Origin of the sequence: Limnohabitans sp. (genome assembly GCF_038134685.1) — a bacterium.
Taxonomy (GTDB): domain Bacteria; phylum Pseudomonadota; class Gammaproteobacteria; order Burkholderiales; family Burkholderiaceae_C; genus Limnohabitans_A.
Map to the genome: position 1 here is coordinate 18764 of NZ_JAYPVP010000023.1, position 16092 is coordinate 34855.

16 protein-coding genes are annotated in these 16092 nt (G+C 62.9%); 8 read left to right on the forward strand and 8 right to left on the reverse strand.

All coding sequences use genetic code 11. The annotated features are described in order from the left end of the window. The first annotated feature begins 42 nt into the window (after positions 1–42). Positions 43–516, forward strand: coding sequence for an Lrp/AsnC family transcriptional regulator (locus AAFM15_RS09835; protein ID WP_341686540.1), 474 nt, complete (start codon positions 43–45; stop codon positions 514–516). Positions 517–520: 4 nt separating this feature from the next. On the opposite strand, the gene glmU is transcribed toward AAFM15_RS09835, so the two are convergent. Continuing rightward, the gene (gene glmU / locus AAFM15_RS09840; RefSeq protein ID WP_341686541.1) at positions 521–1915 is read right to left on the reverse strand and encodes a bifunctional UDP-N-acetylglucosamine diphosphorylase/glucosamine-1-phosphate N-acetyltransferase GlmU; all 1395 of its coding nucleotides are present in this window, start codon (positions 1913–1915) and stop codon (positions 521–523) included. A 57-nt stretch (positions 1916–1972) separates the two neighbouring features. On the opposite strand from glmU, the gene AAFM15_RS09845 reads away from it, so the two are divergent. After that, the gene (locus AAFM15_RS09845) at positions 1973–2803 is read left to right on the forward strand and encodes a DUF6279 family lipoprotein (protein ID WP_341686542.1); all 831 of its coding nucleotides are present in this window, start codon (positions 1973–1975) and stop codon (positions 2801–2803) included. Positions 2804–2822: 19 nt separating this feature from the next. On the opposite strand, the gene AAFM15_RS09850 is transcribed toward AAFM15_RS09845, so the two are convergent. The 3 genes from AAFM15_RS09850 to AAFM15_RS09860 all read right to left on the reverse strand — a co-directional run bounded on the left by AAFM15_RS09850 (position 2823) and on the right by AAFM15_RS09860 (position 5147). Further along, the gene (locus tag AAFM15_RS09850) at positions 2823–3821 is read right to left on the reverse strand and encodes an MBL fold metallo-hydrolase (protein WP_341686543.1); all 999 of its coding nucleotides are present in this window, start codon (positions 3819–3821) and stop codon (positions 2823–2825) included. A gap of 93 nt (positions 3822–3914) precedes the next feature. Next, positions 3915–4550, reverse strand: a complete 636-nt coding sequence (locus AAFM15_RS09855) for a TetR/AcrR family transcriptional regulator (protein WP_341686544.1) — start codon at positions 4548–4550, stop codon at positions 3915–3917. A gap of 12 nt (positions 4551–4562) precedes the next feature. Next, entirely contained in the window at positions 4563–5147 is a 585-nt protein-coding gene (locus tag AAFM15_RS09860; RefSeq protein ID WP_341686545.1) for a 5-formyltetrahydrofolate cyclo-ligase, read from the reverse strand. 9 nt (positions 5148–5156) lie between these two features. Here AAFM15_RS09860 and AAFM15_RS09865 point away from each other — a divergent pair, with 9 nt between their 5' ends. Next, positions 5157–7139 carry a transglycosylase SLT domain-containing protein gene (locus AAFM15_RS09865; protein WP_341686546.1) on the forward strand — a complete coding sequence of 661 codons (1983 nt, stop codon included), beginning with the start codon at positions 5157–5159 and terminating at the stop codon, positions 7137–7139. On the opposite strand, the gene AAFM15_RS09870 is transcribed toward AAFM15_RS09865, so the two are convergent. Beyond that, on the reverse strand, positions 7120–9168 hold the full coding sequence (locus tag AAFM15_RS09870) for a molybdopterin oxidoreductase family protein (protein WP_341686548.1): 2049 nt from the start codon (positions 9166–9168) through the stop codon (positions 7120–7122). The two genes, AAFM15_RS09865 and AAFM15_RS09870, sit on opposite strands and share 20 nt — an antisense overlap. A gap of 85 nt (positions 9169–9253) precedes the next feature. Here AAFM15_RS09870 and AAFM15_RS09875 point away from each other — a divergent pair, with 85 nt between their 5' ends. From AAFM15_RS09875 to AAFM15_RS09890, 4 genes are read left to right on the forward strand one after another with little or no spacing between them, the layout of a single operon-like run. Next, positions 9254–10456 (forward strand): M20 aminoacylase family protein, encoded by a 1203-nt coding sequence (locus tag AAFM15_RS09875; protein ID WP_341686549.1) that lies wholly within the window; start codon positions 9254–9256, stop codon positions 10454–10456. A gap of 11 nt (positions 10457–10467) precedes the next feature. Further along, positions 10468–11424: a complex I NDUFA9 subunit family protein gene (locus tag AAFM15_RS09880; protein WP_341686550.1), complete on the forward strand. Its 957-nt coding sequence runs from the start codon at positions 10468–10470 to the stop codon at positions 11422–11424. Between the two features lie 43 nt (positions 11425–11467). Beyond that, positions 11468–12151, forward strand: a complete 684-nt coding sequence (locus tag AAFM15_RS09885; protein WP_341686555.1) for a glutathione S-transferase family protein — start codon at positions 11468–11470, stop codon at positions 12149–12151. A 52-nt stretch (positions 12152–12203) separates the two neighbouring features. Continuing rightward, positions 12204–13454 carry a multifunctional CCA addition/repair protein gene (locus AAFM15_RS09890; RefSeq protein ID WP_341686551.1) on the forward strand — a complete coding sequence of 417 codons (1251 nt, stop codon included), beginning with the start codon at positions 12204–12206 and terminating at the stop codon, positions 13452–13454. 25 nt (positions 13455–13479) lie between these two features. Here the strand turns inward: AAFM15_RS09890 and trxC are convergent, their stop codons facing one another. The 3 genes from trxC to AAFM15_RS09905 all read right to left on the reverse strand — a co-directional run bounded on the left by trxC (position 13480) and on the right by AAFM15_RS09905 (position 15302). After that, positions 13480–13917, reverse strand: coding sequence for a thioredoxin TrxC (gene trxC, locus AAFM15_RS09895; RefSeq protein ID WP_341686552.1), 438 nt, complete (start codon positions 13915–13917; stop codon positions 13480–13482). A 72-nt stretch (positions 13918–13989) separates the two neighbouring features. Next, entirely contained in the window at positions 13990–14184 is a 195-nt protein-coding gene (locus AAFM15_RS09900; RefSeq protein ID WP_341686553.1) for a DUF2905 domain-containing protein, read from the reverse strand. An 11-nt stretch (positions 14185–14195) separates the two neighbouring features. Next, positions 14196–15302, reverse strand: coding sequence for a class I SAM-dependent methyltransferase (locus AAFM15_RS09905; RefSeq protein WP_371833104.1), 1107 nt, complete (start codon positions 15300–15302; stop codon positions 14196–14198). A 17-nt stretch (positions 15303–15319) separates the two neighbouring features. Here AAFM15_RS09905 and AAFM15_RS09910 point away from each other — a divergent pair. Further along, on the forward strand, positions 15320–16092 hold a 773-nt coding region (locus AAFM15_RS09910; protein WP_341686554.1), incomplete at its 3' end, for an SDR family oxidoreductase.

Here is a 16092-nt window from a genome sequence, read left to right on the forward strand (position 1 = left end):
AATTATCATTTGACGAAGTTTTATTCCAATATTTTTTAATTCATGGAATTTTCAGAACTCGATACAGTTGACCTGCAACTGCTGGATGCTCTGCAGCAGGACGCCAGCTTGAGCAACGTGGCTTTGGCCGAACGGGTGCATGTGTCGCCCCCCACCTGCCTGCGCCGCGTCAAACGCCTGGTCGATGGCGGCTGGGTTGAGCGGCAAGTGGCGATCCTGAGCCGCGACAAACTGGCGCACGGGTTACAAGCACTGGTCGAAGTGACGCTGGACCACCAAGCTGCCGAACACCTGGACGCGTTCGAGGCGCGCGCCGTGGCCGACGAGGCCGTGCAGCAATGCTGGCGCGTCTCGCCCGGGCCGGACTTTGTGCTGGTGATTCACGCCAGCGACATGCCGGCTTACCTGGCCGTCACGCAGCGCCTGTTCACGCAGGATGCGAATGTGCGCAACGTGAAGGCTTTTTTTGCGACCAAGCGCGCCAAGTTCGGTACGCAGATTGCGTTGCCGCGCTGAGGCTTTATTTCATTTTCTGTGGCCGCTTGTAGTTGGCAATGCTGATCTGCTTGCCGCGTGCCACGCTTAAAGCGCCTGGCTCGGTGCTCTTGGTGATGGTAGAGCCGCCGCCCACGGTGCCACCAGCCCCAATGGTGACGGGCGCCACCAGCACGCAGTTGCTACCGATATGCACATCGGCCTCAATCACGGTGCGGTGCTTGTTGGCCCCGTCGTAGTTGGCGGTGATGCTGCCTGCGCCGTAGTTGACGCGCTCGCCCACAGTGGCGTCGCCCAGGTAAGCCAGGTGGTTGGCTTTCGCGCCTTTGGCCAGGGTGGAGTTTTTCACTTCCACAAAGTTGCCGATGTGCACTTCGGCACCCAGCTGCGCACCAGGTCGCAAACGGGCAAAGGGGCCAATGAGTGCGCCCTCGCCCACGGTCACGCCCAGCTTTTCGCCATCAATATGGGTGAAGGGATGGATCACCGCACCCGCTTCGATGCGGCAGTTGGCCAGCACGCAGTTGGCGCCAATCTTCACGCCCTGGCCCAGTTCAACGCGGCCTTCAAAAATGCAGTTGACGTCGATCTGCACATCCTGGGCGCAGACCAGTTCGCCGCGAACATCGAAGCGCGCCGGATCGATGATGCGCACGCCTTCGGACATGAAAGCTTCGGCGCGGCGGCGCTGGTGGATGCGTTCAAGCTCGGCCAGCTGTGCGGGGCTGTTGACGCCGGCCACCTGCGCGGCATCGGCAATGACATGGGCGACCACGGGCACGCCGTCGGCCACGGCAAACTTCACCACATCGGTCAAATAAAACTCTTGCTGCGCATTGTGGTTGTCCAACTTGGCCAGCCAGGGTTTGAGCAGGCGCGCGGGCACAGCCATGATGCCGCTGTAGACCTCGCGGATGCGGCGCTGCTCGTCGCTGGCGTCTTTTTGCTCGACGATGGCCTGCACCTGGCCAGCTGCATCGCGCACGATGCGGCCGTAACCCGTGGGGTCGACAAACTCGATGGTGAGCAGCGCCAGCTTGTCGCCGCCGCTGGCTGCAATCAAGGCTTGCAGGGTATCGGCCTGCGTGAGCGGCACATCGCCCGAGAGCACCACCACTGTCGCCTCATCGGCCAGATGGGGCGCAGCCTGCTGCACCGCGTGGCCAGTGCCGAGCTGGGGCATCTGGCGGGCAAATTGCAAACCGGCTGATCCATACGAAGCGGTCAGCGCGGCTTCCACCTGTTCGGCGCCGTGACCGGTGATGACGACTGTCTGACGCGCCTGCAGCTGGCGTGCGGTGTCGATCACATGACACACCATGGGCTTGCCCGCCACAGGGTGAAGCACCTTGGGTAGACTGCTCTTCATGCGGGTGCCTTTGCCCGCGGCCATGATCACGACTTCAAGATTGCTTGCCATACTGTGTTCCTGCTGATTTCAAGAATTATCCGCCAAGCGCGCCTGCCAATGGCCGTGTTGGCGCTGCTGCTTTTGAGTGGTTGCAGTGCGATCAAGATCGGTTACGAGCAGACGCCTTCGCTGCTGTATTGGTGGCTGGACAAACATGTGGACTTCAACTCGACGCAGACGCCAGCGGCGCGGCAAGCACTGGACGATCTGCAGCGTTGGCACCGCAAGCGGGCACTGCCTGGGTATGCAGACTTGCTGTCGCGCATGGCACGCACGGCCGAACAGGACGTGACAGCTCAACAGGCCTGCAGCTTGATGGATGAGATCGAAAACCAGCTGGATCAACTGGCGCAGCAGTCGATTGCATTGACGGCGCCCATCGTCACAGGGCTGCAGGCGCCACAACGCGAGCACCTGGCGCGCTACTGGGCCCGCAAGAACGAGGACTGGGCCGACGATTGGCTGGCACCTTCCGAAGCGCGACGGCTGCGCAAGCGCAGCGATGCCGCGATCGAGCGCTACGAAGATGTTTATGGCCGCTTGACGCCAGCGCAGAACGAACAAATTGAGCGACATGTGCGCGACTCGGTCTGGACGCCGCAGTGGGGCCAGCAGGAGCGTCTGCGCCGCCAGCAGGATCTGCTGCAGGCACTGGAGCGCATTCATGCCGAGCGGCTGGATGCCGCTCAGGCGCAGGCCGTGCTGTGGAAGGTGTGGCAGCGCTGGATGAACCCGCCGCACGCCACAGACAAACAGCGCATGCAGGCCTGGCGTGAGCAGGGCTGCCGCCACCTGGCCGAGCTGCACAACAGCACCAGCACGGAGCAGCGGCAACGGGCCATCAAACGCCTGCGCGGCTATGAAAAAGACCTGCGCGAGCTGGCCGGCAGGTCTTGAAGTGAAGGGCTGACGGTCGTCAGTCCTGCAGGGCTTTCCACATGGCCATGTCGCGCTCGGCCGTCCAGATGCGCGGGTGTTTGATGCCACTGGCTTCGTCGTAAGCGCGGGTCACGTCAAAAGGCAGGCAGTGTTCGTAGATGAACACATGGCCGAAGATCGGGTCCATGCTCTTGCGAGCGTGAGCCATGGCGGCTTTCAGGTCCATGCCGGCGGCCACAGCTTCTTTGCCGGCTTTGTACAGGGTCTCGACCCAGCGCTTGGTGTAGTCCAGCGCCTTGTTGACGTTGGCGTTGCCCTTCATGGCTTCGCCGCGGCCGGGCACGATGAATTCGGGCTTGAGGGCGCGCAGGGCTTCGAGGGTGGCGGGCCACTCTTCGAGCTGGGCGTCGCCGGTGTACACGCCTGCTTCGTATTCGACCAGGTCGCCGCTGTAGAGCACTTTTTCTTCTTCGACCCAGGCAATGGTGTCGCCCTTGGTGTGGCCTGGGCCCGGGTGCCAGATCTGGACAACGACTCCGCCGAGGTTGATGCTGAGCTTGCCGGGCACTTCGCCCTTCGTGGGGTTACCGCCGCCGACCACCATGGTCGGCCAGGTCAGGCCAGGCACGCTATCGGCACCGCGGAACAGGCGCGGGAAGCGCTCCATCTCGCTCTTCATGTCCTGCGCGCCGCGCTCCTGAATGAGGTCCAGGGTGCCCTGGCTGGCAATGATTTCTGTCGCACCCTCGGCGGCGTAGGCGTAAGCGCCCAGCACGCGCACCGCGTGGTAATGCGTGAGCAGCACGTACTTGATGGGCAAGTCGCTGACGGTGCGGATCTTCTTGATCAGATCCTGCGCCATGGCCGGGGTGGCGGTGGTGTCGCTGACCAGGATGTAGCGGTCACCAATGATGACGCCCGAGTTGGGGTCACCCTCGGCGGTGTAGGCCCAGCAGTGTTTGCTGAGCTGCTCAAACGTGATTTTCTTTTCGCTCAGGTCAGCCTGGCTGGCGAAGGCTTTGGTGGTTTTGGCCATGAGGTTTCTCCGGTGGCAGTCGTTTCGAGTGATGAGCTGGATTTTACCTAAACGAAACGAGTTGCATATTGGTAAATTTTCAGACGGGCAACGTCAGGGGGCTTTGAAGCCGTTTTCCATGACGGCGACCACTTCGTTGGCGAACTGGGCGTAGCTCATGGGCCCCTCGGGGCGCAGCCAGGTGAAGGTCCAGTTGATCATGCCCAGCAGCATCATGGTCAGCGCCGTCTGGTTGGCCAGCGTCAAGCGCTGAGGGTAGGCGCGTTTGAGAAAGCGGGTCAGCGCCGCCACGATGTCACGCTGGCGGTTGAGGATCAGATCACGGGGCGATACGGACGGGGTGCCCAAGGCCGGATCGGGGGTGTCGCTGAGGAATTTGGTGTCGTTGAGCAGAGCGGCATGGCGCGTGGCCGAGGTTTCATATTCCTGCAAAAGACCGTGCACCAGCGCATGCAAAGCGGCGCGTTCATCCAGGTTTTCGCGCTGGGCTTTGGCCTCGGTTTGTGCAATCACGGCCAGCAGGCGCTGGGTGTGGCGCTCCAGCAGGTCCAGCAAGATGGCTTCCTTGCTCTCGTAGTAATGGTAGAGCCGGGCCTTGGACGTGCCGCAGGCGGCAGCAATGTCGTTCATGCTGGCCGCAGGGTAGCTGCGCTCGGCAAAGCAGCGCGCAGCAATGTCAAGAATGCCGTCACGTTTGAGGTCGTGGCTGGCGGATTTTGGGCGTGCCATGGTGATGTTTCCTTATACCGGCCAGACCACGCCGTTGTCGTTGAGGATGGCGTCGAGCGGTTCGTCGTGGGGTTCGGGTTCAAAGTCGTCGACAAAAGCGCCGGTGTAGCCCAGGCCCACGGTAAAGGGTTTGGGTTGCAGGGCGGCCAGGGTACGGTCATAAAAACCACCGCCGTAGCCCAATCGGTAGCCACCGGCGCTGTAGCCTACACAGGGCACGAACAGCAGCGTGGGAACGATGAGTTCAGTGTCTTTGGGTTTGGGGATGCCGTAGGCGTCTTCTTCCATGGGGCAGCCGGGGTACCAGGCATGAAAGGTCAGGGTTTTATGCTGCTTGTTGACCACGGGCAAACCGATGCGCCGACGTTGGGGCTGGTCCATCAGCTCGCCGTCTTCCTTCCAGCGGTGCAGCACGGGCAAGGGGTCGAACTCGCCTTTGATGGGCCAGTAGGCCCCGATCACGGTGTCGGGCCTGCCTACCAGCCAGATGCGCATGACTTGTTGCAAGGCTGCCGCCCGCGCCTGTCGGTCGGGCAGGTTCAATCTTTCTTCAATCAGGGCCTTTCGCAAGGCTTTTTTTGCATCTGCTTTGTCCATAATCGCCTCATGCTGTTGAACCGAATTCTGACACTGCTTGGCGCCCTGGCTTTGACCGGCCTCATGCACCCCACCGCCCTGGCCCAAAACCTGACGGCGCAAGACGAGGTATTGCTGCAAATGCAGCAGGCTTTTACCAAGGGCGATCGACTGCGACTGCAGCAGTTGCTCACCCAGGCCCAAGGTCATACGCTGGAGCCTTGGGCGGCCTACTGGGCACTGCGCGTGCGTCTGGACACCGCCAGCACCGAAGAGATTGAGCGCATGCTCAGTCGCTACGCAGGCACGTATGCCGAAGATCGCTTGCGCGCCGACTGGCTGCTGCAATTGGGCAAACAACGCGACTGGGCAAGCTTCAAGCGCATTCACCCTGGCTATCGCATGCGTGATGACCGCGAGATCCAGTGCTATGCGCTGGGCATCGAAGCCATGGACAGCAAAGCCAATGTGGCCGCAGAGGTCAAACGTCTTTGGTACAGCTTGCGTGAAGCCGACGATGGTTGCACCTATGTGGCCGAGCATTTGCACAACAGCAAAAAGCTCAGCGGTGATGACATCTGGCGCAAGGCCAGGCTGGCCATGGATGCCAACCGCCCCAAGGCTGCGCGCATGGCCGTCGAGATCGAAGCTCCACGGGTGGCTGACCAGATGACACTGATCGCCAGCGACCCCGAACGCTACCTGAGCAAACGCATTGTGGCCATCACACACAAGCGCAAGGAGCTGGCCGTGCTGGCACTGATTCGTCTGGCCAGCAAGGACCCGGACGAGGCGGCCGAGCTTTTGGAAAAAAAGTGGGGCTTGATGCTCTCACGCGAAGAAAAGGACTGGACCTGGGGCGTGATTGGAAAACAGGCTGCCCAGAAACTGCAGGACAACGCGCACAGCCACTTTGCGAAGGTACGTGATGACGAACACCTCAATGACGATCTGCTGGGCTGGAAGGTGCGTGCAGCCTTGCGCCAGCAGGACTGGGCTGTGGTGCAGCGCGCGGTAGCGGCCATGAGCCCGCAGGAACAACGTGATCCGACCTGGGTGTATTGGGGTGCACGAGCACAACTGGCTCTGGCCAGAACCGAGGCGCAACGCCAGGCCGTGCGTGCGCAGCTGCAAGGCGTGGCCAGCATGCGGGGTTTTTATGAGCAACTGGCGGCTGAAGAGCTGGGACAGAAGATCGCGGCGCCAGCCACGCCATCGCCCTTGACGCCCGAAGAAAAGGCACTGGCCTGGGCCAACCCCGGACTGCAACGGGCACTGCATGCAATCCGTATCGGTTTGCGCAACGAGGGGGTGCGCGAATGGAACTACAGCACCAACTTGCACACTCGCGGTGGCATGAATGAGCGCGAGCTGCTGGCGGCTGCCGATCTGGCATGCAAGGCCGAGGTCTGGGACCGCTGCATCAACACCAGCGAACGCACCCCCAACGAGGTCGATACAGCGCAGCGCTATCCCATGCCTTTGCACGACATCGTGGTCCAGCGTTCGGGGGAGATTGGCCTGGATCCGGCTTATGTGTACGGCCTGATCCGGCAGGAAAGCCGTTTCATCATGGATGCTCGTTCGCATGTGGGCGCCTCGGGGCTGATGCAGGTGATGCCAGCCACCGCCAAATGGACGGCCCGCAAGATCGGCTTGAGCGGTTTTGAACCTCGGCAATTGACCGACAAGAACGTGAATGTGCGTATTGGAACCGCTTACCTGAAACTGGTGCTGGACGACTTCGGTGGCTCCATGCCTTTGGCGGCTGCGGCGTACAACGCGGGCCCCAGCCGCTCCAGAGCCTGGCGCAAAGGACCAACGCTTGAAGGCGCCATTTGGGCTGAGAACGTGCCCTTTGCCGAAACCCGCAATTACGTGAAGAAAGTGCTGTCCAACACCACGGTGTACGCCAGCATCATCACGGGGCAACCCCAGTCGCTGAAAGCCCGATTGGGTACTGTGGGGCCACGTCCTCCCCACCAACCCGAGGTCAACGAAGACTTGCCTTGACTTCTACCAGGCAGTCGTAGAACACAGGAGCGCGACCCAGATCGGTCAACTTTTGGCTGGTCAGCTCGTTGACGTTGGTGCCGTCCAGCCCCAGCTTGCGCCACCAGATGCCCAAACCGTTGACCACGCCGGGGCGGGCGCGCTCGCACACGCGCGCCTTGCACAGGTAGCGGCCCCGATCGTTGAAGACCTCGACCAACGCGCCGTCGACAATGCCGCGCACCACGGCGTCTTGTGGGTGGATTTCGAGCAGGGGTTCTGACTCGATGTCGCGCAGGCTTTGCACGTTGACAAAGGTGGAGTTCAAAAAGTTACGCGCAGGTGGCGAGATCATGGCCAGCGGGTAGCGTGCGTCGGTGCCCGGCACTTCGTAATTGGGCACATGATCAGGCAAACCGTCCAGCCCTTGATCGGCCAGGCTCTGGCTGAAGAATTCGCACTTGCCCGAGGGTGTCGGGAAGTGGCCCTCGGCAAACGGCGCATCAGGAATGGGCAAACTGGCAAAGCCGTGTTCGAGCAGCACCTCAAAGTCTTTGTCGTCACCCATGGCCATGCGGCACAGCTGCTCGTCGGAATCGTCAAAGCAGGGCTCATCAAAGCCCATGCGATGCGCCAGCGCCCTGAAGATGTCGGTGTTGGTTTTGGCTTGCCCCACCGGCGCAATGGCCGGACGGTTGAGCAGGACATCGGTGTGGCCGTAGGTGGTGTGAATATCCCAGTGTTCGAGCTGCGTGGTGGCAGGCAGGATGTAGTCGGCGTAGTCGGCAGTGTCGGTTTTGAAGTGTTCTAGCACCACGGTGAACAGGTCTTCGCGGGCAAAGCCCTGCACCACCCGCCCCGACTGCGGCGCCACCGCCACGGGGTTGCTGTTGTAGACGATCAGCGCCTCGACCTTGGGGCCAAATTCGTCGGATGACTGACGCAGCAAATCGTCACCAATCGTGCTCATGTTGATCGTGCGCGGACGGCGCTGGCCCTGCAGGTCAGGCCGCTGCAGCGCGGCACGGCGCACCGGAAAGTGTCCGGAGCTGGACATGAGCAAGCCGCCACTGCGGTGCCGCCAGGCGCCGGTGAGCGCGGGCAGGCAGGCAATGGCGCGCACAGCATTGCCGCCACCGCGCACGCGCTGCATGCCGTAGTTCAGGCGGATGGCTGCGGGCCGTGTGGTGCCCCAGTCGCGCGCCAGGCGCTCGATTTGCTCAACCGGCACGCCACACACCTGCGCGGCGCGCTCGGGCGGCCACTGCAGGGCACGTTCGCGCAAAGCGTCCCACCCCAGGGTGTAGCGGTCGATGTAGTCCTGGTCCAGCCAGCCATGGGTGATGAGCTGGTGCATCACGGCCAGCGCCAGCGCAGCGTCGGTGCCTGGCAATAGCGCGATGTGCTCGTGGCATTTGTCAGCGGTTTCGCTTTTGCGCGGGTCGATGCACACCAGCCGTGCACCATTGCGCTTGGCCTCTTGCGCGATGCGCCAGAAATGCAGATTGCTGCCAATCGAATTGCTGCCCCAGATGACAATGAGTTTGGAGCCTGCAAAGTGCTGCACCTTCATGCCGACCTTGTTGCCCAGGGTTTGCGTCAGGGCTTCGGCCCCGGCTGAGGCGCAGATGGTGCGGTCCAGCAAGGACGCGCCGAGTTTGTGGAAAAACCGCGCCGCGATCGATTCGCCCTGCACCAGGCCCATGGTGCCCGCATAGCTGTAGGGCAGGATGGCCTGCGCATCGCGCGCCGCAATGGCTTGCAGACGCTCGGCGATGTCATCGAGCGCTTCGTCCCAGCCCACGGGCACAAACTGGCCGCTGCCCTTGGGGCCCACGCGTTTGAGGGGGGTGAGGATGCGCTCAGGGTGGTAAGTGCGCTCGGTGTATTTGGACACCTTGGCACACAGCACGCCGTCGGTCATGGGGTGGGCCGGATTGCCCTGCACGCGCACAGCGCGACCGTTTTCCACGGTGGTGAGCAGGGCGCAGGTGTCGGGGCAGTCGTGCGGGCAGGCGCCGCGCACCACGGTAGAAGCGATTTCGGTCATGCCTGCATTTTGACGGATGCCGGGGCCCTGCTGCACCTAAAACCTCACATTGGAAAGCGTCATCGCAAGCGGCTAGACTGTGCGCATGAAGCTGATCGAATCCATCCTGGCGCAAGCCCCTTCGATGGCGGCCATTCGCCGTGACCTGCATGCCCACCCGGAGTTGTGTTTTGAAGAAGTGCGCACCGCCGACATCGTCGCGGCCAAGCTGACCGAGTGGGGCATTACCATGCACCGGGGCATGGGCACCACCGGGGTGGTGGGCATTGTGCACGGGCGCGATGGCGGTGCCTGCGGCCGGGGTGTCGGTCTGCGAGCTGACATGGACGCCCTGCCCATGCAGGAGTTCAACACCTTTGCCCACGCCAGCCAGCACGCCGGAAAAATGCACGCCTGCGGCCACGACGGCCACACCGCCATGCTGCTGGCCGCGGCGCAGCACCTGGCGCAACACCGGGACTTTGACGGCACGGTCTACCTGATCTTCCAGCCTGCTGAAGAGGGCGGCGGCGGCGCCCGCGAAATGATCAAGGACGGCTTGTTCACCCAGTTCCCGATGGAGGCCGTGTTTGGCATGCACAACTGGCCGGGCATGCCCGCCGGCAGCTTTGCCGTCAGCCCTGGCCCCGTGATGGCCTCGAGCAACGAATTCAAGATCACGATTCGCGGCAAGGGCAGCCATGCCGCCCTGCCCCACAACGGCATCGACCCGGTGCCCGTGGCCTGCCAACTGGTGCAGGCGTTTCAGACCATCATCACCCGCAATAAAAAGCCGGTGGACGCGGGCGTGATTTCGGTGACCATGATCCACGCTGGCGAGGCCACCAATGTGGTGCCGGACTATTGCGTGCTGGAGGGTACAGTGCGCACCTTCAGCATCGAGGTACTGGACATGATCGAGCGGCGCATGCGCGAGTTGTCAGACGGCATTTGCGCCGCTTTTGGTGCCCACTGCGAGTTTACGTTTGACCGCAATTACCCACCCACCATCAACAGCGCACCCGAGGCCGCCTTTGCCCGCGAGGTGATGGCCACCATCGTGGGCGCAGACAAGGTGCTGGCGCAAGAGCCCACCATGGGCGCGGAAGACTTTTCCTACATGCTGCAGGCCAAGCCCGGCGCGTACTGCTTCATTGCCAACGGCGATGGCCAGCACCGCGAAATGGGCCACGGCGGCGGCCCCTGCACACTGCACAACCCCAGCTACGACTTCAACGATGAGTTGATTCCGCTGGGCGCCACCTACTGGGTCGAGCTGGCCACACGCTGGCTGGCCCAAGCACGCTAAGGAGCTCCACGATGCAGCACAAACCTCGCATTCTGGTGTTGGGTGGCAGCGGCTTTGTGGGCCGCCATGTGTGCGAGCACCTGGTGCGCGCCGGGTGCGATGTCACGGTGCCCACGCGTCGTCCCGACCGTGCCACGGCCGTGCAAACCTTGCCTGGCGTGACGGTGCTGCGCGCAAATGTGCATGACGACGCTGCGCTGCAGTCACTGGTGCGCGAGCACGACGCGGTCATCAACCTGATTGCCATCCTGCATGGCAGCGCTGCGCAGTTTGAGGCGGCGCATGTGCGCCTGCCCCAGCGCCTGGCCCAGGCCATGCACGCAGCCGGTGTGCGCCGCCTGGTGCATGTGAGTGCCTTGGGAGCTGACCCTGCAGGCCCTTCGAACTACCAGCGCAGCAAAGGCCGTGGCGAAGCAGTATTACAGCAGGCTGATCTGGCTTTGACGATCCTGCGCCCAAGCGTCATCTTTGGCGCTGAAGACCGCTTTCTCAATCTGTTTGCCCGCTTGCAACGCCTGGCACCTGTGCTGCCTCTGGCCGGAGGACGCACTCGTTTTCAGCCTGTGTGGGTGGTGGATGTAGCGCGTGCTGTGGTGCACTGCGCCTTGAACCCGAACACCGCAGGCCAAACGTTCGAGGCTTGCGGGCCCGACGTGTACACCCTGGCCGAACTGGTGCGTCTGTCTGGCCAGTGGGCCGGGCTTTGCGGTGGTCGTGGTCGCCTGGTGGTGCCCATGCCGCTGTGGATGGGCTACCCACAGGCGCTGGCCATGGAGCTGCTGCCCGGCGAGCCTTTGATGAGTCGCGACAACCTGGCCTCAATGCGGGTGGACAACGTGGCCAGCGACCAAGTGCCAGGGTTGTCTGCCTTGGCTATCCAGGCTGCCAGTCTGGCTGGCGTTGCACCCGGTTATCTGGGCCAACGCGGACCTCGCAGCAGGCTGGAGCGTTACCGCGCCCGACACTGAAACGCCTGCTGCTACCATGCAGGTTCACGGTCAGGGAACCTCCATGCTCAAGCTCTACATCGGCAACAAAAATTACTCTTCGTGGTCCATGCGTCCCTGGGTGCTGCTGCGCCAGGCGGGCATTGATTTTGACGAAGTCATGGTGCGCTTTGACAGCTTTGCACCCGGCAGCGGTTTTCGCAGCACCATGGACGCCGTCTCCCCGGTGGGCAAAGTGCCCGTGCTGGTCGATGGCGACCTGACTATCTGGGACACCCTGGCCATTGCCGAGTACGTGGCCGAGCAGTTTCCCGAGAAACAACTCTGGCCCGCCGAGCGCACGGCCCGCGCCCGGGCCCGCAGCATTTGCGCCGAAATGCACAGCGGCTTTACCGGCCTGCGCAGCGCTTGCCCGATGAACATCGAGGCCCATCTGCCCGAGGTGGGCGCCCTGGCCTTGCGCGACAAGCCCGCCGTACGCAAAGACCTGGAGCGCCTGGTGTCCATGTGGAGCGGCTTGCTGGCCGCGCATGGCGGCCCCATGCTGTTGGGTGCGTTCAGTGTGGCCGATGCGTATTTCGCGCCGGTAGTCATGCGGCTCAAAACCTACGCCCTGCCAGTGCCCGCAGACATTGCAGCTTATATGGACCGCGTTTGCGCACTGCCCGGCGTCAAGGCCTGGACGGACGGCGCACGGGCTGAAAAAGACTTTATTGATTTTGAAGAGCCCTTCCGGCTCCGAAATTAAATGACTTGCGGGACAGATCTTCAGCTCTGTCCCCAACTGATCAAGGAATTCCATGGACGTGTTTGTGGTCGGTGGCGCGGTACGCGATGGCCTGATGGGCCACAGCGTCAACGACCGCGACTGGGTCGTGGTGGGCAGCACGCCTGAAGCCATGACTGCACTGGGCTACGAACCCGTCGGCAAGGACTTTCCGGTTTTCCTGCATCCCCAAACCCGCGAGGAGTACGCCCTGGCGCGGACCGAGCGCAAGACCGCTCGCGGCTACAAGGGCTTTGCGGTTCAGGCTGCGCCCGACGTCACGCTCGAAGAAGATCTGGCGCGCCGCGACCTGACCATCAACGCCATGGCCGTGCCCGAGGCACTGGCACACCTCGCCCCTGATCAATGGGCGGGACACCTGGTGGACCCGTTCAACGGCCTGCGTGATCTGCAAAGCAAGGTGTTGCGACACGTGACCAGCTCGTTTGCGGAAGACCCGGTACGCATTTTGCGGCTGGCACGTTTTGCAGCCCGCTTTGCCGACTTCAGAGTGGCCGACGAAACCCTGCAGCTGATGCGCCACATGGTGCAGGACGGCGAGGTGGACCATCTGGTACCCGAGCGCGTGTGGCAGGAACTGTCTCGCGGATTGATGACCGACAAGCCTTCGCGCATGTTCGAGGTGCTGCGCGCGTGTGGCGCCCTCAAAGTGCTGCTGCCCGAAGTGGACCGCCTGTGGGGCGTGCCCCAGCGCGCCGAATACCACCCCGAAATTGACACCGGCGTGCACCTGATGATGGTGCTGGACATGGCGGCGCAACTGCAAACGCCGCTGTCCGTTCGTTGGGCCTGCCTGATGCACGACCTGGGCAAAGGCACCACACCGGCCGATGTGCTGCCGCGCCACATTGGGCACGAAGGCCGCAGTGCCAAATTGGCTCTGCAGGTGGCGAAGCGTCTGCGTGTGCCTAATGACTGCAAGGAACTGGCCGATGTGGTGGCCCGGGAACACGGCAACATTCACCGCAGTGGCGAACTCAACGCTGCAGCGGTGATGCGTTTGCTGACGCGATGCGACGCCATTCGCCAGCCCGAGCGCTTCGCCCTGGTGCTGCAAGCCTGCGAGGCTGATGCACGCGGGCGCTTGGGCCTGGAGGCGATCGCCTACCCGCAAGCCGCTCGGCTGAGCTGCGCCCTGCAGGCGGCGCTAGGCGTGGTCACCGCAGACATTGCTGCCGCAGCTGCGCGGGAGGGCCTGAAGGGCGCTCAGATTGGTGAGCGTGTCGAGGCGGCACGCACGGCGGCCATCGCAGCCACGCTTTGAGCACCCCAGCGCTCACCCTGCAGACTCACAGGTGCGAGCGCACCCAACCGGCAATGTCTTGCGCCGAGCGGAAAGCGCCAGCCTGACGCGCCACTTCGCGGCCGTTTACAAACAAGGCCAGCGTGGGAATGCTGCGAATGTTGAAGCGCGCCGCGAGTTGCTGAGCTTCTTCGGTGTTGACTTTGGCCAGACGCACGTTGGGCTCCAGCATGACTGCAGCCTGCTCGAAAGCGGGCGCCATCATGCGGCAGGGACCGCACCAGGGCGCCCAGAAATCCACCAGCACAGGGATGTGGTTGCGGCCAATGTGGGCGTCGAAGTTGCTGTCATCCAGCGCCACGGGGTGAGCCTCGAACAGGGCTTTGTGGCATTGGCCACAATGGGCACCCGCCCCCATGTCCGCGGTTTTGACGCGGTTGGTTTTGTGGCAGTGGGGGCAAACAATGTGCAGGGAGTCGGTCATGGAAGGCACTTTCAACAAGTCATTGCCTTGCAAATGGGGGTACTCCCCGGGATATTCAAGAGCACAAGTGTTTCATAGCCATTTGGCCAGCGCCGCCGCCAGCAGGCTCAGCACCACCGAGCTGGCCAGCGGAATTTGCCACTCGCGGCCAAACAGCCGGAAATGGAAGTCGCCAGGCAAACGCCCCAGACCCAGCTTCTGCAACCATGGCTGCAGGCCGCTGAAAATGATCAGCGCCAAAAACGTGACGATCAGCCAGCGAAACATCTGCGTCCCTCTTACAGCCGGTGGGAGCGGTCGCCCGCCTCAAAGCCTTGCGCCAGCCAGTCACCGCCAACGGCCAGGCCAATCACCTTGAACAGCTCACCCATTTCGTGTTCATTGAGCAGGCGTGCGGCCTGCGTGCGTTCGGCCAAGCTGGCTTGTTCCATGCGCTGCGCCAGCCCCAGGTTGAGCAGGAACCGCGCCTGACTGGTATACCCCAGCACGTCCATGCCGGCGTTTTGCGCTGCCACGGCAATGCCGGTGAAGTTGATGTGTGCGGTAATGTCCTTGAGGCCAACTTTGTCCAGCGGGTTGTCGTCAGCTTCGTGCAGGTGGTGGCACATGACGGTGCCCATGTGTCGCTGAGGGTGGTAGTACTCGGCCTCGGGAAAACCGTAATCCAGAAAAAAGGCCGCGCCGCCGCGCCCGGCTTGCATGCGTTCGACCAGGCTGGCCACGAAGGCCTCGGCTTGTGGATGAATTTCGGTCAGGTAGTCCTGCTCGCCTTCAATATCCACCGGTGGGCGCAGTTCCGTGGGACGGTCCGCCCAAGCAAAGCACTGCTCAGCATCTGCAACCACACCGCGTTCGTGCCAGACACCATCCACACGCGCCAGCAGCTTGACGGGCATGGCGTCCAGTACCTCATTGCCCACCACCACGCCTTCCATCACCTCAGGCCAGCTTTGCAGCCAGCGCACTTTGTGGGCGTGCGCGGCCAGGGTTTTGGCCTGACGCTCGCGCAGGGTGCCCGAGAGGTCGATGATGCTGTAGTGCTGCACCTGGTCGCCCAAGGTGTCCAGCAACTGCAAAGCCAGTGCGCCGGTGCCAGCGCCAAACTCGAACACCTCGGTCGTACCCGTGGCCTTCAGGGCCTGGCCGACTTGAGTCGCCAAGGTCTGGCCAAACAAAGGGCTGATGAGCGGGGCGGTGACAAAATCGCTGCCCGATGCAGGCATGGCACCAAACTTTTGCAAGGTGTTGGTGTAGTAGCCCAAGCCGGGCTCGTACAGGGCCAGGGCCATGAACTGGTCAAACGGCATCCAGCCGCCAGCCTGCGCCAAAACCTGCTGGATGCGCTGGTTCAGCGCGGTCGTTAAACTTGGGTGTTCTGTGTTCACCCCCGAATTGTCGCCCAATGCCTGCTACTCACCCCACCGTCCTGCCCGAACGCGTCGTGTTGATCACGGGCGCGGCGCGCCGCCTGGGGCGCGAAATGGCCCTGCATCTGGCCCGTGCGGGCTGGCAAGTGGCCGTGCATTGCCACCAGTCGGTGACCGAAGCCGAGCAAACCGCGCGTGATTGTCATGCCATCAACGGCCTGCCCCACAAAGTACTTCGCGCCGACTTGAATGACGAATCGGCCACCCGCGCCCTGATGGACCAGGCGGTAGCCTTGTTCGGGCGGGTGGATGCGGTGGTGAACAACGCCTCGCTGTTTGAACACGACGAGGTGGACAGCTTCAGCTACGAGTTGCTGCAAAAGCACCTGCGCAGCAACACCGCAGCCCCCATTACCTTAGCCCAAGCCCTGCATGCGCACGCCTGTGCACGCCAGGCGCCCGCAGGCGCAGCGGTGGTGGTCAATTTGCTGGACCAGAAGCTGTGGAACCCCAACCCCGACTTTTTGAGCTACACCTTGTCCAAAGCTGCGCTGGAAGCGGCCAACACCTTGCTGGCCCAGGCCTTGGCCCCGGTGGTCCGGGTGGTGGGTGTAGCCCCCGGCCTGACGCTGACCAGCCACATGCTCAGCCAGGACAAGTTTGAACAGCTGCACCAGCTCAGCCCCCTGGGCAGATCGTCCACGCCGCAGGACGTGGCAGCCACCGTGGCTTTTGCGCTGGACAATGCATCGATCACCGGCACCACGCTGCTGGTCGATGGTGGCCAACACCTGCGCCGCTTTGAGCG